The organism is Chitinophaga parva (assembly GCF_003071345.1).
GTDB lineage: Bacteria > Bacteroidota > Bacteroidia > Chitinophagales > Chitinophagaceae > Chitinophaga > Chitinophaga parva.
This window is the reverse complement of the sequence record NZ_QCYK01000001.1, coordinates 2,353,045-2,372,757: the sequence shown is the minus strand read 5'-3', so window position 1 is coordinate 2,372,757 and position 19,713 is coordinate 2,353,045. Positions and strand designations below refer to the sequence as shown.

Annotated in this window: 12 protein-coding genes; 4 read left to right on the top strand and 8 right to left on the bottom strand. The window is 52.6% G+C overall.

Translation table 11 applies throughout. The features are described 5' to 3' along the window. The first annotated feature begins 24 nt into the window (after positions 1–24). Both DCC81_RS09885 and DCC81_RS09880 read left to right on the top strand, forming a co-directional pair. Positions 25–1,473: a RagB/SusD family nutrient uptake outer membrane protein gene (locus DCC81_RS09885; RefSeq protein ID WP_108686364.1), complete on the top strand. Its 1,449-nt coding sequence runs from the start codon at positions 25–27 to the stop codon at positions 1,471–1,473. Positions 1,474–1,586: 113 nt separating this feature from the next. After that, positions 1,587–5,033 carry a carbohydrate-binding protein gene (locus DCC81_RS09880; RefSeq protein ID WP_108686363.1) on the top strand — a complete coding sequence of 1,149 codons (3,447 nt, stop codon included), beginning with the start codon at positions 1,587–1,589 and terminating at the stop codon, positions 5,031–5,033. A gap of 267 nt (positions 5,034–5,300) precedes the next feature. Here DCC81_RS09880 and DCC81_RS09875 read toward each other — a convergent pair whose 3' ends face one another. The 3 genes from DCC81_RS09875 to DCC81_RS09865 form a co-directional block, all read right to left on the bottom strand. Then, positions 5,301–5,666, bottom strand: a complete 366-nt coding sequence (locus DCC81_RS09875; protein WP_108686362.1) for a hypothetical protein — start codon at positions 5,664–5,666, stop codon at positions 5,301–5,303. Between the two features lie 5 nt (positions 5,667–5,671). Continuing rightward, entirely contained in the window at positions 5,672–6,517 is an 846-nt protein-coding gene (locus DCC81_RS09870) for a TraB/GumN family protein (protein ID WP_165806521.1), read from the bottom strand. Positions 6,518–7,213: 696 nt separating this feature from the next. After that, the gene (locus tag DCC81_RS09865) at positions 7,214–7,699 is read right to left on the bottom strand and encodes a DUF7003 family protein (RefSeq protein ID WP_108686360.1); all 486 of its coding nucleotides are present in this window, start codon (positions 7,697–7,699) and stop codon (positions 7,214–7,216) included. 288 nt (positions 7,700–7,987) lie between these two features. Here DCC81_RS09865 and DCC81_RS09860 point away from each other — a divergent pair, with 288 nt between their 5' ends. Beyond that, the gene (locus DCC81_RS09860) at positions 7,988–8,743 is read left to right on the top strand and encodes an SDR family oxidoreductase (protein ID WP_108686359.1); all 756 of its coding nucleotides are present in this window, start codon (positions 7,988–7,990) and stop codon (positions 8,741–8,743) included. A 118-nt stretch (positions 8,744–8,861) separates the two neighbouring features. Beyond that, a complete protein-coding gene (locus DCC81_RS09855) occupies positions 8,862–10,145 on the top strand; it encodes an NAD(P)/FAD-dependent oxidoreductase (protein ID WP_108686358.1) in 1,284 nt (427 codons plus the stop codon). A gap of 151 nt (positions 10,146–10,296) precedes the next feature. On the opposite strand, the gene DCC81_RS09850 is transcribed toward DCC81_RS09855, so the two are convergent. From DCC81_RS09850 to DCC81_RS09830, 5 genes are read right to left on the bottom strand one after another with little or no spacing between them, the layout of a single operon-like run. Then, positions 10,297–11,667 (bottom strand): alpha/beta hydrolase family protein, encoded by a 1,371-nt coding sequence (locus DCC81_RS09850; RefSeq protein WP_108686357.1) that lies wholly within the window; start codon positions 11,665–11,667, stop codon positions 10,297–10,299. 2 nt (positions 11,668–11,669) lie between these two features. Further along, positions 11,670–13,652 carry a TlpA disulfide reductase family protein gene (locus tag DCC81_RS09845; RefSeq protein WP_108686356.1) on the bottom strand — a complete coding sequence of 661 codons (1,983 nt, stop codon included), beginning with the start codon at positions 13,650–13,652 and terminating at the stop codon, positions 11,670–11,672. Positions 13,653–13,661: 9 nt separating this feature from the next. Next, the gene (locus DCC81_RS09840; RefSeq protein WP_108686355.1) at positions 13,662–15,029 is read right to left on the bottom strand and encodes a RagB/SusD family nutrient uptake outer membrane protein; all 1,368 of its coding nucleotides are present in this window, start codon (positions 15,027–15,029) and stop codon (positions 13,662–13,664) included. 18 nt (positions 15,030–15,047) lie between these two features. Continuing rightward, complete coding sequence (locus DCC81_RS09835) at positions 15,048–18,611, bottom strand: SusC/RagA family TonB-linked outer membrane protein (RefSeq protein ID WP_108686354.1); 3,564 nt, start codon at positions 18,609–18,611, stop codon at positions 15,048–15,050. A gap of 42 nt (positions 18,612–18,653) precedes the next feature. Continuing rightward, on the bottom strand, positions 18,654–19,688 hold the full coding sequence (locus tag DCC81_RS09830) for a FecR family protein (protein WP_108686353.1): 1,035 nt from the start codon (positions 19,686–19,688) through the stop codon (positions 18,654–18,656). Positions 19,689–19,713: the final 25 nt, after the last annotated feature.

Below are 19,713 nucleotides of genomic sequence, written 5' to 3'. Positions count from 1 at the left end.
ACGCAAACGACTAAACGACCTTACATGAAAAAGATATACCTGGTGGTTTGCCTGCTCCTGGCAGCTGGCTGTAAACAGGAGCTTACGGAACATCCTAAAGGACTGGTGGGCGGTGATGCTGCATTGAGCAGCCAGGCCGGCCTGGAATCTGCCCTCACCGGTGCTTACGGCAGCCTGATGGTGCCCTGGACCAGCGGCTTTACCACCGTGTCACAGATAGCCATGACCATGGGAGGCGATGACCTTACCACGCATCCCGGCTCCAACAAAGAAGAGTTCCGCGAGTTTGACCGCTTTAATGTTACCTCGCTCAACAGCAGGATGACGCCCATCTGGCTGGGTTGTTACAAAACCATCCAGTCCACTACAAATATCATCAACAATTATGACCAGGTGCAGGATGGTACGGAAACCACTATCCATACCATTGTGGGTGAAGCCTATTTCCTGCGCGCGCTTTGCTACTACTGGCTCACCCGCCTGTGGGGCCCGGTGCCCATCATCCCGTCTGAGATCTATTCACCGGATTACCTGCACCTCACCAAAAGCCAGCCTGCCGATATTTATAAGCTGATAGAAGCAGACCTGGCCCACGCGGAAGAATGGGTACCCAACACCAAACGCGATCCGGGACGGCCCAACAAAGGCTCCGTGAAAGCGCTGCTGGCAGATGTGTACCTCACAGAAGCCGGCTGGCCCCTGAAAGACAACTCAAAGTATGCACTGGCCGCCGCCAAGGCCAAAGAGGTGATCGATAACAAGGGCGCCTACGGCTTTGACCTGTACCAGGGCGGCTTCCTGAAGATCTTTGTAGGCGGTACGGTGGAAGATGTATTTGCACTGTTCACCCGCGGGCAATGGTCTACCTATAACTCTTTCTACGGCCTGTCTACCATGCCGGAAGACCAGGGTGGCTGGAGCGACTTTTTCCCGGAACTGAAGTTCTTTAACAACTTCCCGGCTGGCCCGCGCAAGGATGATACATTCTCCACGGAATTTGTAGTGAATGGCAACACCATTCCCTGGCAGTCTACTACTACCAAGCATCCCTACTATAAAAAGTTCACCATACAGCAGGCCGGCGACAAAGCCACTTATATGTCTAACAACCCGGTGATCATGCTGCGCTATGCGCACGTGCTGCTCATTTATGCGGAAGCACAGGCCAGGGCCACCGGTACACCCAGTGATGAGGCCTATGCTGCCGTGAATGCAGTGCGCCAGCGTGCCGGCCTTGCAGATCTCCCCAAAGGCCTGTCCGGCGCCGATTTTGCAGCCGCCGTGGTGCAGGAAAGGGCCTGGGAATTTGCCGGTGAATGGAACCGCTGGTTTGACCTCGTGAGACTGGACCTGGTGGCTGCCGCCAATGCGGACAAAGACCCCGCAGACCTGCAGCCCAATGGTACCATTACCCAGGCGGACTACTGGATGCCCGTACCCGGTGTAGACGCCGCCGTGAACCCAAACCTGTAGCATAAACTTTCTTTACAACAGTATCCCCATGCAAACATCCATTTATCCATAATAACCTGCCAGCGCAGTCACCCACTGCGCTGGCTTTTCTTCATCCTGATAAACGAAACGTTATGAAAAACATCGCTACACTTTTTGTGTTGCTCCTCGGCGTGCTCGTATGTGGCAGGCTGCAGGCACAATACCTCCTGCTCGATGACATGGAAGGCCACGGGCCCTGCTCCAGCAGATGGACTTACTATGCCGGCGACAATGCAACCGGCAAAGTACAATTTGGCGTGGCCAATCCCAATCCTTCCGGCCTTAATACCAGCCCGCTGGTGGCCAAATTCACCAAAGACACCACCTGCTTTGAGTACATGACCGCAGGTTGTACCCTCTCTGATTCCTTTGATCTCTCTACCAACAGTAAGTTCCGCATGCTGGTGTATGCCAGCACCCAGGATGAGATCATGTTCAAACTGCAGCACAACAACGACTACGCCACCGCGGTGTACTTTACCTACAAGGCAAGTCACATCAACACATGGGAGCAAGCCACGTACGACTTCTCCAGCGTGAAAACGCGGACCAATTTTAACCGCATAGAGGTGCATTTCATTGATGGCAAAAAAGCCAATGGCATCCTGTACTTTGACCTGGTAGAAGGGCCCAATCCTACTGCCATTACCCTCAAAGATACCAGCATAGCCATGGGCCAGGAAAACGGCGCCGTGCTTACCGCTACGGTACATGGAGGCTCGTTTGCCGATACCCTGCACCCTGCCGGCTGGACGGCCACCAACCTACCCTCCGGCGTAAGCATCAGCCATGTGACGCGGGTAAATGACACTACGGCCCTACTTTCCTTAAGCGGCAATTCACCCGTTAATTATTCGAGGGCCATCCTGAAACTCACCATCGCCGGCCAGGAACTGGACAGTGCTAACGCCAGCGCCTATACGGCAAGAGGGAACGTAGTGTTCCAGGGGAACCCTAACTGGACCATGATCTTTGATGAGGAATTCAGCATAGACGGTGTGCCGGATGTGAATAAATGGAAAATAGACCCACAGCCCAAAGGATGGATCAATGGGGAGCAGGAGGTGTACACCGACGCCACGCATGACAATGCCCGCGTAAGAAATGGCCACCTGGTGATCACCGGTAAAAAGGATTATCCCAATGGAACTACCACTGAGCCATGGTCTTCCGCCCGCCTGATCACGCAGAACAAAGTGGATTTCCAATATGGCAAAGTAGATGTAAGGGCCAGGCTGCCCCGCGCACGCGGCTCGTGGCCGGCCATCTGGCTGATGCCCACCACCAGCGCATATGGCGCCTGGCCCAAGAGCGGGGAACTGGATATAATGGAACATGTAGGCAACAACTTCGGTACAGTGTTATCCACCGTGCATACCCAAAACCGCAACTGGACCAACGGGGGCCAGGTGTCCGCATCCAAAGTAATACCCGATGTAGATACGGTGTACCACGTATACAGCATGGAATGGAATGCCGATTCCATTGAATTCAGGTACGACAACCTCCACGTGCTCACCTACCCGAACCCCCATACCGACTGGAAAGACTGGCCCTTTGACCAGAAGTTTTTCCTGATCCTGAATATCTCCATAGGTGGCGGTATGGGCGGCACCATCGTGGATGCAGACTGGCCAGACAGTATGCTGGTAGACTATGTGCATGTTTACCAGAAAGGCCTGGGCACGCCGGTGCTGGATACCGTAACCCTCACACCCGCCACGATCTCTTTCCTGCCGGGCATTACCCAGCAGTATACCGCCAAAGCGCTGGATCAGAACGGCTTTCCCATGAACATCACACCGGTATGGAGCATTACCGGAACGGGCAACAGCATTACGACAACAGGCCTGGCCACGCTGCATGACAGCGCCACCATCACTGCCACCGCCACGGTGAACGGCGTAACCAAAACTGCCGTGGCCTATGCCACGCCCAGGACCGCGACGTACAAACCCATTCCCGCAAAAATTGAAGCCGAACAATTTGGTAACAGCAATGCCTGTTGCACAGAAACCACGGCCGATGTGGGCGGTGGTGCAGATGTAAGCTACATTGGCACCGGCACCTGGTTCGAGTACGACATCGCCGTACCGGATAGCGGTGCCTATCGCATCCAGTTCCGCGTGGCGGCCAACAGCTTGTCGAGCCTCAACATCATGATGGATGCTGTAACCCTGCAAACCGTGGCACTGCCCGCCAGCGGCGGATGGCAGAACTGGGAAACGGTGACCTCCCTGCCCATCCAATTACCGGCAGGCAACAAAACCATCCGCATACAGGCCAACAAAGATGGCTGGAACTTCAACTGGCTGCGCTTTGTGCGCGCAGACTCCATTACACTGGCACAACTGGATGTACAACCCGCCACGGTGAACCTGCACACCGGGGATATACAACAGTTCACCGCCAGTGGCCGCGGACAGGATAGCAGTGTGTTCATCGTATCCCCCACATGGTCTGTATCCGGCACGGGCGCCAGCATCAGCAGCACCGGCGCATTTACCGCCACCGCGCCCGGCAATTTTACGATCACCGCTACAGAAGCCGGCATCACCGATACGGCTACCGCACATGTGACCGCACTGCCGGTGCTGACCCGCATTACGCTGGCGCCAGATACTGTAACTGTGCCGGTAGGTGCCTCCCAGCAGTTCACCGCCATTGGTTACGACCAGCGTGACAGCGTATTGGCATTCACGCCCGTGTGGACAGTAGACAATGCTGGTAATACGATCTCGAACACCGGTGTTTTCACCGCCGGCAGCACCCCGGGCACAGACAGTGTCACCGTATCACAAGGCGCCATCAGTGCCAGCGCGGTAGTGACCACGGCTTATACTTGTACAGTAGACCATAAATATGAAGCGGAAAGCGCCTCTAACAAGTCTTCCAACCCGTACCTGGAAAACTGTACGGATGTGGGGGGTGGCAAAGACTACACGAACCTGTGGACGAATGACTGGTTTGCCTACAGCACGCTCGTAGTGCCCGTGGCAGGCCGTTACACCATCAGCTTCCGCGTATCATCCACCGTAGCCTCCAAGCTGTGGGTAGGCCATAGCGGCTATAACTTTGGCGTGTATGATATTCCGAACACCGGTGGTAAATGGCAGACGATAACAGACACCATCACGTTGCCGGCGCTGAGCTATACCGGCATCCACGTGCAATCCGGTAATTTCAAATTCAACTGGTTCAGCATCAGCAACTGTGCGGTGGCACCACCCGATAGCCCTGCCGTATCGCAGGCTATGATGGCGGCTTACAGCCAATTAAAACCGGTAGTGGAAACGGCGGACAAGAACAACGTAACGTTGTATCCCAATCCTACCAACGGGCAGATCACACTGCAGGTGAAAGAGCCGGTGTATAAAATACTTTCGCTGGTGGATATGCAGGGAAAGGTGATCCGCAGATGGAATGTGAAAGGGCAGACACGGATCAGCCAGAATATTGGGAGCGTGCCGGTAGGGATGTACCTGCTGAAGTTAGAGAATGAACGGCAGGCGACAACGTTCAAGGTGATCAAGCGTTAACGAAGGCGTTTATTGACCACCCCGGCTGGTTTACAGCATATGAAGTGGCTGCATCAAAAAAGATGCAGCCACTTTTTTGTTTAAGTATACGTCGTGAAAATTTTCTGTATTGTAGCAGAAAATTTTCCACTTTGAGCAAATGGGAAACACCGGCCCAATAGGTGGACAGCTTTACAAATTGACACCAGCAAACAACGCAACTTATCATTGGTTGGGTTGGTATATGTTTTGGAAACACTGGTGATATTATGAATAATATATTATAGACTAACGCGTTGTGGCATTAAACCGCCAGAGCATGTTTGATCCAGGTCGCCTGGCCGGCAAACAGGTATTCCCAATAATGTTCCTGGTAAATTCCTGGTCCATATTGAGCTTCAGCATTGCCAGCATGTCATCCGGCGACTCGCCGAAAAGGCGCTTCCACTCCGTGGTGTAGTGCAGCAGCGCCGCCATTTTTTGTTCCAGGGTAGTCAGGATTTTAAAGAATGAGAGCCTTCCATTAACCGGCGACCGCAGTACGTAAAGATTTTCCCATTCCGCTGTCACGCCCCTGATCTTTTTGGCTTCTGCCCTGATGGCTGCCCGTAGATCTTTTTCCTCTGTACGGTATTTATGGTCGAGATCAGACATTCCCATTAAAGCGCGACGGGCGTTACGTTGTAACCGTCTGCACGAAGAAGGTTGATAAGACCGGTCGTAAAGGCAAGATGGTAAAAGCCTACCGCTACTACAGTGGGTTGCTGCTGCATATAGTGCTCTATCTTTGGCAGCCAGTTTTTATTTCTGTTGGCAATCGTTTTTGAGAATTGTTGTGAAAGTGCTGTGGGTTCTGTAGCGCTGAGCTGGTAGTCCAGCTGCAGTGTTTTGTACCGTTTTATAAATTTTGCGATGTCAGATTGCGGATTGGAAATGTCCCACTCGTCCCACTGGCTTACCGTGCTGATGTACCGGTCCAGCAAAGCCTTTGCAGCAACGGTGTCGCCCGGCCTAAAATACAGGTCTGTTGCCTTCTCCAGTGCATACGTTGCTTTCGCGGCTGCATGAAACGACTCATAAAGTTCGCGGTCCATTTGTGCAAAGGCGGCCGTACCAGACCTGCGTAACAACATTTCGCGGATGCCGCCAATGAAATCATAGACCGATATGTGCAGCACGTCCGGGTTGTCCAGGCCTTCTGTAGGGCCAGCGGTGGCCTTGAAGAAAGAATCCATGAGTGCATACTGCCGCTTGTCCAGCAGTGGCAATGCCTGGATGTCTGTAGTGGTTGTAACACCGTCGCTATTATCAGATGGATATAGTTCCGTTAACAGGCAACGCGATTGTTGTAAAATGGCTCTGATGGCAGGAATGCTGTCCAGGAAAGACTTTCCTACCGCATGGCAGGTGCCGATCAGGTAGCCGGGATGCTGCAATTGTTTACCCGTTACCTTCCAGGCGATCGTATGTTGGCGTTTAAAGGTAGAATCAACAGTACCGTTCATCGCAAACACAGAAGCGTTTATGGCACAGAAAATATGAAGGAATAACAGGACGATGCATAGTCTCATACACAAACAATATACTGTTCAGGTCCGGCATGGCCGGCGCCTGTTCAATGGTTGACATTATACAGTAAAGATACCTGAGCGTTTGATCGAAATAGGCCTGACAGGTTGAAGAATAACGTTCTCGACAGGAGCTGAACAACAACGAAACAACAGACGTTAAGAGTAACCGATGGTCTAAACAACACTAGCAAGTGCGTAATGAAGGTAGAAAAAAATTGAATAAAAAAAGAAAAATCCACTTTTTTTACAAGATAGGTTTGCCAACTACTGATTTTGCTTAATGCTATTTTAATGTGCAGAGATGTTTTGGCTGCCGCCAGTGCCCGTAATTAGTCAATATTGAATACTGCCACCTGAATGCAGTGTTAAAGATTATAGGTGTTGTATACGCTTTCATTATGTAGGCAGGATTCCTTATTTATTGTATATTGAAGGAGAATGAAGACGGAAGTCAATAAGAGCGATAATGCGCTCCGCCCTGCCTGGTTTTCCATTTACATCCATTCCTCCACTACACATGCGGAAAGCATGTGAAAAGTCGTTATTAAAAAATTTAATCCGGATCTCCGGGGGCTCGCATTGGTCAATAACACTGGCGCTCAGCAAAGTGTAAGCCTGGTATCAGGGTCTTTAAACGATGCATCCGGTTGTGTATAGGGGCATAAAATTCTTTGAGGTTATCATAGCCATGTACCGTTGGTAAGTTTCCTGTGCACTGGGCGGCACTTCCGGTTGGTACACGCTTTCATAATGAAAATGGCCAATGCTGGCCAGCGATGGAAGATCGTCCGGCAACCAGGTATCGATCAGAGGCAGCATCAACATGTTGTATTCACCAACCTGCGCCACGCAATTGCCAAAGTATACGAGCTCCGATTCAATATAATCACTACGGTTGTTGTAACCGGTCTTCTCCATCACAATGGCCCAGCGTTCTTCATCTGCAAAGAGGTGGATGTAACTGCCGGCTGTTTCAAAATAGCCGTGCTCCAGGTCCAGCATGAAGGTATGTTGGGACCGTGCCCTTGGAGGCACCAGCCAGGGTGGGCCGGAAGGCGCATGCAGATCGAGGAAGGGTTCATCCAGTTGGTCCAGTATTTCTTTTTCGGTGAACATGGGAGAGGAAATTTGCAGATGGTTAAATGTAATGCAGGATAGTAAAGTACTACATCCCACTTTATTTCGCCACCTCCAAAGCGTATCCACGACCAGCAGTGGCATCCGAAATATCGTCTACTACTCAACAATCTGTATATCAATACCTTACATCTCAGGCACGCGGGTTGTAAACCGCATGGCACAACGGGGACCTGATATGCGTTGAAGCTCAGTTCCAACGCACGGCGCCGTTTTATTTGAATGCATTTTTAAACCTGGTGTTAACGCACTTTAAACAACCAACGTATGAAAATTGTAGTAATTGGCGGAAGTGGCCGTATCGGCTCACAGGTAGTCAACAAACTCACCCAACTTGGACATGAAGCCATTGCCGCATCCCCCTCTTCCGGTGTAGACACCCTCACCGGCGAAGGGCTGGACCAGGTGCTGCAGGGAGCAGACATTACCGTGGACGTGGCCAACGCTCCTTCTTTTGAAGACAGCGCCGTTATGAATTTCTTCAAAACCTCTACCGCCAACGTGCTGAAGGCCGCACTGAAAGCCAGCGTAAAAAAACACGTGGCCCTCTCCATCGTGGGGGTAGAACGCATGCCGGACAATGGTTATTTCCGTGCCAAAGTGGCCCAGGAAACACTGATCCGCAACTCCGGTATTCCTTTCACCATTGTACACGCAACCCAGTTCATGGAGTTCATCGGCGGCATTGCGGATGCCAGCATGATCAACGGCGAATGCCACCTGAGCACGTTCCCCTTCCAGCCCATAGCCGCGGCAGATGTGGCCAGCCTGCTCACTGACATAATACTGGAACCTGCTAAGAACGGCGTGGTGGAAATAGGCGGTCCTGAAAAAGTGGCCATGTCCGAGCTGATCGGAAAATACCTCCAGCTGGTGGGCGACAAACGCCCCATCGTGGCTGGCCCGGATGAAATATACTGGGGTGAAAAGATCGATAGCCATACCCTGGTTACAAGCGAGGGCGCGCGCCTGGGCACCATCGACTTCAAAACCTGGTTCAGCCAGCAGCCGGTAAAAGCTTAAGGCTGCTGCATAGGGATTAAGTATTATGTAGCAAGTAAAACGGGCAAAATGGTGTAAATTATAAGACGTAATACCTGCTACTGATACTTAATTCCATTTCTTTCTCAAACCACGGCACATGCATAAAACCAAGAAGAGAATCCTGCTGATAGGCGGGGGATTTGCGGGCCTCAACTTTGCCCGCCAGCTCTACCGGTCACGGGACTACGAAGTTACCCTGGTGGATAAAAACAACTACAACTATTTCACCCCGTTGCTCTACCAAGTGGCCACCAGCTTCCTGGAACCTGCCAGTATCAGTTATCCCTTCCGCAAGCTGCTGCGCAAGAAGAGCGTTAAATTCCGGATGGGCGCAGTAGTGAAGGCTGATCCCGTACAACATACGGTTACCCTCAATGACGGTGCGGTGCTGGCCTACGATTACCTTGTATTTGCGGCTGGTACCAAGACCAATTTTTTTGAGAACGAAAGCGCGCGCAGGCATGCCTTTCCGCTGAAAGGTATTGACGATGCACTGTTCATGCGTAATGAACTGATCCGGGGCCTGGAAAGGGCTTCGATTGAAACCAACCCGGTGCTGCGCAAAAGAATGCTCACCACCGTGATTGCCGGCGGAGGTCCCACCGGTGTGGAAATGGCAGGTATGCTGGCAGAGCTGCGCAAGTTCATGCTCCGCAAAGACTATCCCGAGATAGATCCGCAGGAAACGGCCATCTACATCGTGGATGCCTCTCCAAACCTGCTGGCACCTATGAGTGACAAGTCGCATGAGCGGGCTTACCGTACCCTGGAAAAACTGGGTATTATCATTAAGCTGAACACAAGGGTGCTGAAATTTGAGTACGGGCAGGTGCACCTCTCTACCGGCGAGGTGATTGGTGCGCATTCCCTGATCTGGGCCACCGGCGTTACAGCAGAAGTATTTGACGGCGTGGCACCACAGGCACTGGGCCGGGGCAACCGCATGATCACCGATGCCGTGGGCCGCGTGCAGGGTTACGAAGATGTTTTCGCCATTGGCGACATCAGCATACAACTCACGGACAAGGCCTTCCCCAACGGGCATCCGCAACTGGCGCAACCCGCCATACAGCAGGGCAAAACGCTGGGCCGCAATTTTAAACGGCTGGCCAGGGGCAAACCCATGCAACCTTTTAAATATTTTGACCGGGGCGAAATGGCCATCATCGGGCGGCGTACCGCCATGGCAGACCTCTTCAAGCACCGGCTGCATGTAGGCGGTATCCTCGGGTTGTTCAGCTGGCTTTTCATCCACATTGCATCACTGGTAAACTACAATAACATGATCCGCACGTTTTACAGCTGGCTGGTAGCCTACAGTACGCGGGACCAGGTGCTGCGCATGATCTTCCGCTCCGAAAGCCAGGACCACCGGTCATAAACTATACTGCATTTTTTCACGCTTAAATTTTCATTCAAGTGCCGCAGCTAGAGGGCGCCTCTTTCCAGGAGCGCCCCTTTTGTTGTTAATGCAAAAAAGGCCGCCAGGATTGGCAGCCTTAATACATTGTATTTTCAAAATCTAAATCACTTTAATGGTTGGAAGAATGTTTTTTCAGCCAGGCACCCATCGCCCGGAGAATTTCCGGTGCAATGGTTTCATCCAGCAGCAAAGATTCGCTGACAGTACAGGTTTGGCAATGTTGCTGCAAATGATTTACCCCTGGCATCAATAGCACGGTCACATCTTTATTGCCGCCGGCTTTCGCCAGGCTGTCAATGTTGTGCAGGGACGCCGGTGCTACAAAAAGATCTTTATCCCCGTTGAGGGCCAGGATGGGCGCGCGTACGGCCTCCAGGTAAGGCGCGGGATCAAAACGGATATTGCTCCGGTACCACGCACCCGTAGCCTGGCGGATGTAAGATTCCAGCGGATAAAAGAAATGCCCGCTGGTGGTATCTTTCCGGGCAAGGGCGCTGTCCTGCACACTCCACGCCGCGTAAGCGCTACGCAGGTACTGCTCCAGGCTGTCGCTCTCCGCATAAGTGTATGCTGTCTGGAACATCACGTTGTTCAAACTATTGAAGCGTTCCTTGCGGATGGCGGGAATAGGCGCCTTGCTGATCAACGCCTGGTTTTGCCACTGCAATGATTCCAAACCTTTGGAAGCCAGTCCTGCCAGGGTGATCACAAAAGCCACGTCCTTGTTGTGGGCAGCCGCCATGAAAGCGATGGCGCCACCTTCGCTATGCCCTATCAATCCTATGCGGTGGGCATCCACCTGGGGCAGGGTTTGCAAATAATGCATGGCGGCTTTCACATCCCCGGCAAATTCCCGCTGGGTAGTGGTCTCGTATACACCGCCACTGGCGCCGGTTCCACGGTCATCACTCCGCAACACCACATAGCCACGCCTGGTGAGAAAATCTGCCAGTACAGCAAACATCGGGTGCCCGGCCATCAGCCCGTTCCGGTCCTGCTTACCGGTGCCGGAAAGCAGGATCACCGCGGTATGCGGGCCCTTACCAGCGGGTAGGGTCAGTGTAGCTCCAAAGCAGATGGTATCATGTTTATACCTAACCTGCTTTACCATGTAGGGCAGTGGCAGCTTGGGCGCCTGTGGCAACACCAGTGGTTGTATGGCATTCACCTTTACTAACGTTAAGGGATATACGCCCTCATCCAAATATAATGCACCACTCATTGCCTGCGCGCCACGCTTCAGGGCGATGCGGCCCACGTAGTGCGGGAATACCAGCACCAGGCTGTCCTTGGCCGGATGCAGTATGCTATCCGGTTGCAAACCGTTCATCTGCCGCTCCGGCATGTCTATCGTGGTCTTTGCGCCTTCATGCAGGATCATCCGCACGGCGCCTACCCGGCCCTGCCACATGTTCTGCGCATGCAGCTGGCCGCCTGCCAGCAGCAGTCCCAGTATCCATCCTTTCTTACACTTCATCATCCTCACTTTGTTGTTTTAGCCAGTTGTACCATGGCGCTGATCTCGTCTGCCAGTTCACTGGGGCTGCCCTTATAACCTACCGTGATAAATTTGAGCCGGCCATCCGCACCAATGATCAGCTTCTGCGGGATGCCGGATAAATGAAATGCTTTGCTGTACTGGTCGTACACTTGTGACATGGCATGTTTGGCCACATCCCCGTTGTCAAAAAGCACCTGGAAAGGAAAGTGCTTATCAGCCAGGTATTGTTTAGCCTTTTGTTTGTAATCCGCTACTGCTTCCTGGGTGTCTACAAAATAGAATTGTACATTTTCATCTTTTTCCCATTGCGCGCGTGCCATGTTCATACCGGGAAAAGACGCCTTACAGGGTGCGCACCAGGAGGCCCAAAAATCCAGCACCACTACTTTACCCTTCAACTTGGAGAGTGTTACGGATTTTCCATTCATGTCTTTCATGGTAAAATCCGCGAGGCCTTCGTTCATCATCTCTCCTTTCAAACGCTCCATCATAGCGGCTGTGGAGGTGTTTCCCTTCAGTGCGTCCAGGTATTTTTCAAAACCATCTTTATTGCCATGCTCTTGTACATATGCATTGGCAGCCTGTTCCAATATCCAGGGCGTGGCCTGGTTATGGCGGATGGAGGTTTCAATAGCGGCGGGCATGGCAGCCGCCTGCCGGTTGGCCTGCAGCAGGCGGATGTAAGTTTCATTGATCTCCGCACGGCTGTAGGCTGCTCCACGTTGCGCCAGGGTGGCCATTTCCAGGGCTTCCGCATAGCGGCCGTTCTCCATAAGGATGCGGGCATACAGGCTGGCGGTGCGCACCTGTTCCGGGTCAAAATGTTTTTCCTTCCATTCACGGGGAGAGAACACCCCCACCCTTACATCGGCTGTATCCCGGTATTTGAAAATACTGTGCATGATGGTATCTGCCAGCGGCATGGCTGTTTGGGCGTCCATGGACTTATGATCATCGTAGGGGATCTCTACCAGCTTGTACATCAGGTTCTCTAAAGCGCTATAGCTGCAGTCCTGCACATAGGCATACAGCGGCTTATAATCTTTCTTCACGGAGGCTATAATGATGATGACCTGGTATACTTTCTGGTAATCCACCTCTCCGAAAGCCGGTATCGCAGGGTCTTCAAACTTAGCCGGCGGGAAACGCTGCAGGAAGCGCAGGTTGCGTGCCAGGGCGGTATCCATGTTACTGCTGGCCAGCTGTCTGAATGCCTGCTGGCGGGCTATGTAGCCATCCGGGTATTGCTGCATTTCCACGGCGGTCAGGGAATCTGCCTTGTGCGTCAGTCCCATTTTGCGATAGATGCGGATGGCCTTGTCGTAATTGACATCCGGCACCTGTGGACCTGCCAGCAGGTATTGCATGGCCTTTGTGATCTGGCCGGATGTAGAATCGTGCTGGTAACGGTAGTTGGACACCACGTAGCTTTCAATCAACTGGTCGCGCCCTTCTTTATGATAGGATAACTCCTGGCTCATCCAGTAGTAGGTAGCCGTGTCGCTGATATTTGTCCCGGGCAGGTAGCCTTCTACCGTGTGGCCATAATTGGGAGAGCGCATGAGGCCATAGCCTGCATAAGCGCCGGTGGCCACGGTCGCCTTGTCACTGAACAACATCTGCACGTAGCCGGTACCTGGCTCCACGTCTACTGTATCACCTTTAAAAAATTTAAAGAACACCACGCCGCAATCCGCAGGCGGCGTAAACGTAGCTTCGTACCCGTTACCCTTGCGCTGCAGGGCCAGGTCTATGGCCTTCCAGGAAAAGTGGTTGTATTCATACACAATGGCCTGCACGCTGTCTTTCCCTGCCAGTACGGTTTTTGACGGATCGTAATGCACGGTCATGGGTTGGGCCGGGAAAGGGCGTTCTGGTGTAATTTGTATGGCGCGGGGCGCATCCTGGCCATAAGCGGCCGCCGTGCCCAAAAGCAGGGCGGCCATGGTAAAGCATTTTAACATAAACAGGTTTTATCTTGGATTTTGTACCAGCGATGGGCTGAGTTGAATGTTGTACAATGGTATCGGGAATAAATAGCGCGGGCTGTTGGGCGCCAGCGTAAAGCTTTCACCGGTCAGCAGGTTTTTACGGGTAATGGTTTCCGCAAAGGCGGTTTCCTTGTTCAGGCGTTTCTGGTCAAACCAGCGGGTACAATGGAAGCACAGTTCCCGCCTTCTTTCTTCCAGCACCATGCGCAGCGCGCCGGCGGCATTGCCAGCCGTGAAGGGCACATAATGCGCGGCAGTAAAGCGCTTCTGGCGCAGGGTATTGAGGAGGTCCATGGCCTCCGTTACTGCGCCGGCGCGGGCCGCTGCTTCTGCTTTGATCAGCATCATTTCCGGTACGGAAGGCCCTATATTACGGGCGCTCGAGGTGTTCTTATCTTTCATGTATGCACGGTAGTAGTGCACGTAGTCAAAGGTGTAATCCGCGGTCAGGTAGGAATAGCGGGCATCATTGGCATCATACAATGAAAGCAAGGTATCGCTCATCAGGAACTGGTTGCTGTAGCTGTGGTAACCACCTGCTATCTTGGACAGGATCACCTCCGGGTCGTTGATCGTGTTAGGATACCCATAAGGCTGCAGCGTGGTATAATCCAGCAGGGTGGATTGCAGTTGCAATGCACTGTCTGCATACAGCCCGGCCTTTACATACTGGCGGGTTTGCAGGCAGGCGCGCGCCAGCAGTGCATAGGCGCCTGCTTTGGAAGGAAACAGGTTGTAGTTATTGAGCGGTGGCAGGTAGGGCAAGGCGCCTTCCAGGTCTGCGAACACCTGGTCATAGGCCTGCTGCACAGTACCCCTGGTAAGCGTGGCGCTCACGTTGGGCTCCAGCAACATGGGTACGCCCAGGTCTTTGCTGGCCGTGGCACTGTCATACTGCGGCCCGTACATATTCACCAGGGTAAAGAACAGGTAAGCGCGGTGTACCATTGCTTCCGCTTTTACTTCCTGCTTCTGCGCGGTGGAACCGCCCTTGCTATCCATCACATCGCGGATGGTAAGATTACAGCTGTAGTTAGCAGCATACAGGCGCTTCCAGTCATTATCTTCCTCAAGCACGGAGTAATAGTTGGGCCCCCACATGTATGCATTCAGGAAATCGATATTGATATTGTGCTGGATCAGGCTGTCCTTGATCGTTACGTCATCGGAAGTGTAGTCCGGCATATCCACGGAAGCATTCAGCGTGTAATAATCGTTCATCAGCTCCCGGTAGTTCTCATATTCGTCCGGGGCAATGGCGCCTTCCGTCCTGATATCGGTGTATTTGCTGCAACCCGTACCCAGCGCGGTGATCAGCAGCAGTGCAGTAAGCAATTTATTGCGGTTCATGGTGATTTGGTTGAAGGATTAGAAATTAACATTCAGGGAAAAGCTGTAAGCTGCGGAAGGTGGCAGCTTGATGCTGTTCACACTGGGCAGGAAATCCGGGTCCAGGCCATCTTTATTTTTTCTCCAGATAATAAACAGGTTGCGGGCAGTGCCGGTGATGGAAATTCCTTTTACCGGTGTGCGTCCCAGTACCTTCTCCGGCAGGTCGTAGCTCAGCGATGCTTCCCGCAGGCGGATATGATCGCCCGGCAGCACATTGATGTCTGCGTTTGCAAAACGGATGTACGCACTGTTGGACCCACCCGCCAGGCCCGGCACATTGGTGATCGCTTCGTCACCAGCCTTTCTCCAGCGCTTGTCTATCAGGTTGTTCATTTCATAATTATTCAATCCATAGCGGCCGGGATAATTACCCGGTGTGGGGCGTTGTATCACGTAGCCAAATTTATAAGTGGCCAGCACATAAAGGGAGAGGCGCTTGTAGCGGAAGGTTTGCCCCAGGCCGCCAAAGTAGGGCGGTGTAGTGCGGCCGGCCATTTTCAGGTCATTGATGTTGGTCACCTGCTTCACACTTGTAAGTGTATCGCCGTTTGTTTTATCACCACCATAGATCACGGGAGCACCGTTCTTGTCCAGCCCTTTGTAGCGGAATGCCATGAAGTAATCCGAGGGTTTGCCGGCAATGGGCCCGCCTACGCCGCCGGAGTTCAGCAGTGAGCTGGTTACATTAAAGCGGGCATCTGTGATCTTATTGGTATTGTAGGAAAAGGTCACGTTGGCAATCCACTCAAAGTTGCGCTGGTGGATGATCTTGCCGTTCAGGCCCAGATCCACCCCATGACTGTTCATGCTGGCGGTATTGCGTGTCAGCGTGGAGAAGCCATAGGTGTCATCTATCGGGAAAGTGGCAAACAGGTCGGAACCCTTGCGGTAGTACACTTCTGCAGAACCACCCAGGCGGTTGTCGAACAGTGAAAAGTCAATACCGATGTTGGTCACACTGGTCTGTTCCCACTTCAATGCAGGGTTAGACGGGCTCTGGATGATGGCATAGGTTAGAAAAGGCTGCTGGTAGTCCGGGATCAGTGAGACCTTGTCGTAAGGCAATACGGAGCTGCTGATATTACCATTCACTCCATAGGTGGCGCGGAGCGTCAGGCTATTCACCCAGTTCACATCCTGCATAAAGCTTTCCTTTGCTATTGCCCAGGAAACACCGGCAGACCAGAAAGGCTTGGCGCGATACTTACGGTCCACTCCAAAATTGTTGTAGTCATCGTAACGCGCGCTACCGGATAAGGTATATTTACTATTGTACGTGTAGGCCACATTACCCAGGTAAGAGAGGAAACGGCGGTGCTGGTTGGTATAAACATCTGAATAAGGTACAGTATAATAATAACCATCCACTGTTACATAATAGCTGCTGTAATCCACTGGTTTGGAAAACTGGCTAGCCGTGTTATAACCATACAGGGTGTTAGCGCTTGACCCATCAATGGTCTGGCGCACTTCCATGCCTGCCAGGGCATTTACCTGGTGCTTTCCTTTGAAGTTCTGATCAAAGTTCAGTTGCCCGCGCGCGCTATAATTGTTCCTGTTATAGTTCAGCAGGTTCAGTACCCCGCCCATGGGAATGCCGTATACCAGCTTGCCGGTGTTGGGATCAATGGAAGTGGCGCTGTTAATGAGGTTGCGGGTATAATAAGTACTGTCGCCGGAAAAATTCTTTGTATCAGAGTTCGATTTTTCCAGCATGTACTGCACGTTGAAAGAAAGCCCTTTGTAAATGGGCACATTCAGTGATAAAGTACCGGTATAGTTAGCCTCCGCGGTGGTGTAATCAGACAGGGCCTGCTCCTGCAAATAGTTGTAGCGCCAGGGCAGGTAGCCGGCAGCTTCCAGTTGGTCCAGGCGGCCGGAGTAATAAGCACGGGCGTAGCCTATACCATTGCCCTGTGCGTCGGCCAGCATTTCATACGGCTTCAGGATGCCAGCGGCGTATACGCTCACACCGGCACCACCCCGGTTGTAGCGGAACCAGCTACCACGCAGGTTTGCATCCAGGGTTACGTTCTTAAAGAATTTAAATTGCTGGTTGGCCGTAAGGGTAATACGTTCACCGCTGTTGCCTTTGGCGCTGGTATTTTCCTTATCGTAAGCGCCGGAAAGGTAATAGGTATGCTTATCCGTGCCCCCGTTTATATTCAGGTCGTAATGCTGGTTGGATGCGGGTTGCAGCAGGTACTGCTCTACCTGGGAGCGGTTATTCAATTTACTGATGGCAGCCAGTTTTGTATCGAGATCCGCCTGCGTGATCTCCCCTCTTTTCTGCTGGAAGATCAGGTCATCCACCTCCGTGATAGCCCTTTGGGAGGCGCCGGTGTACAGGGTGGGATCATAAATATAGTTGCGGGAAATGAGCTCTTTTTCGTAATCGATCATCTGGGCAGCATTCATCAGCGGCAGGGTGTTCAGCCGGGGCTTTGCATAGATACCGGCACCAGCGGAGAAGCTGAAATGCGGGGCACCGTCACCTGCTTTACCTTTCTTCGTAGTGATCACGATCACACCGGCAGAAGCACGCGCGCCCCAGATGGAGGCGGCTGCCGCATCTTTCAGGAAGGTCACCTGTTCCACATCATTCGGGTTAATGGTGCGGATATCAATGTTGGTAGGAAAGCCATCCACTACCACCAGGGGCTTGTTGCTTACGCCCGTGGCACCGCCTGCGGGCGTGGTAGTGGCGCCGCGCACGGTCATGGTGTAGCTGCCATTGCCTTCTACTTCGCCATACAGGTTGCCATACACAAAACTATTATCAGACTCGGTGAGGTTCAGCTGCACACCGGCCACCTGTCCTTCCAGGCGGTTGAGCAGGTTGGGCACGGGGATCTTCTCCAGTTGCTTAGCCGTCATCACGCCAAAGGAGCCGGTGGCGCGCTCTTTGGGGAGGTTTACATAGCCGGTGGAAACTACTTCCACCTGCTGCAGGGTCCCTACTCTTTCTTTCAGCGTTACGTTGTATTGCTTATCAGCACCCAGCATCACATTACGATGCTGGTAGCTCACGCTGGAAAAACTCAACATGGTTTCTCCTGCGGGCACCTGGATAAAATACTCCCCGTTATCATTCGTCACGGCTACTTTGTGGGAGAGGCTGCCCATCACCGTAATACCGGGAATACCTTGCTGCTCCTCATTCAGCACGCGACCATGAACATTGCGCGGCGCACCTGACACCGTATCAGCAAGGCTTTTAGGTGCTGCCACACCGGGTTGGCGCTTCAACACTACATTATTGCCCATTACTTCGTAAGAAATGGATGTACCTTTCAAAAGCTTGCCCAGGGCGTCTTCCAGGGGCATGTTGTTGCAATCAAACTTCACTGGCGGAAGGGAGGTAATGTCTTTAGATTGGTACCCGATGAACATACCGGATTGTTGTTGCAGCTGGCGCAGGGCCTCTTTCATGGTCACTCCATCCAGGTGAAGCGTTACCGTTGGCTTGCTTTGCGCATAGGACAGGGAAATGTGCAGGCATAGCAATGCCGTGAGCACAAGCACAAATTTTTTTGTCATCTCGTACTTAAATTTGGTTGATAGAATAAAGCGCGGTGCGAATCAATACACGATGAAACCGTCCGAACGCCTGGCGTATTTAGCATCCGCCAGTTCACATATAATACTCAGGGTACGCTCAATAGATGTGTTCTTCTTAAATCCTGTGGTGAGTAAGAGGTCGGCCAACCCCGGATTTGTAAGTGTTATGTTCACGCCATAGGCGAGTTGTAAATCTTTGAGAATGTCTGCCAGCGGCTCGTCATTAAAGTTCATATCCCCCTCCTGCCAGCCGGTGGTCTGCTCTGCCGTGAAAGCATGCTGGGCTACCTGCCCGGAAACGGTGGACAGGCGCAGTTCCTGGCCTTTCACAAGGGTAGATACCGCCTGCTCATTCCGTTCTATCCTTACCTTACCGGTCATCACGGAAACAATGAGTTGCTTGTGGTCCGGGTAGGCTTTAATATTAAAAGAAGTACCCAGTACCAGCGTATTCACACCGCCGGCAGCATGCACCACAAAGGGCCATTCCGCGGCGCGGGCCACATCAAAGTAAGCTTCCCCTTCCAGGTACACTTCCCTTTTATTTTTATCAAACTGCGCGGGATAACGGAGTGTAGATCCGCCATTGAGCCAGATGCGGGTGCTGTCGTCCAGCACCACTAGGCGTTTTTCCTTGGCACTGGTATGAATATCCGTGGTGGCGGCCAGTACGGGTGCTTTTACCCCTGCCGCTACCGGAGGCTTCAAACCCGCTACTGTATTGGGTTGTAGGCTTCTGTTCATCCACCACCCGGCGGCAGCTACCAGCACCAGCACGGCGGCGGCGGCACTCCACGCCAGGGTGCGGCGCCGGCTGCGTATAGGCACCACCGGTGTTTGCGGGTGCGAGAGCAGGTCTATTTCCCCCCAGCGGTTTACGTAAGAAGGGGAATGCACCTGCAGGCGGATATCCTCGTACAGCTCGTCCAGCAAGGGTTTCAGGGCTGCTGCCTGCGCAGGGTCCTGCAGCGTGTCAAATAAAAGATCACGCTGTTCCGGGGTGCATTCCCCGGAAATATATAACCTGAATAAAGCGGTAAACTGTTCGTGGTCCAATGTCAAATACGATTTATCTCCACGC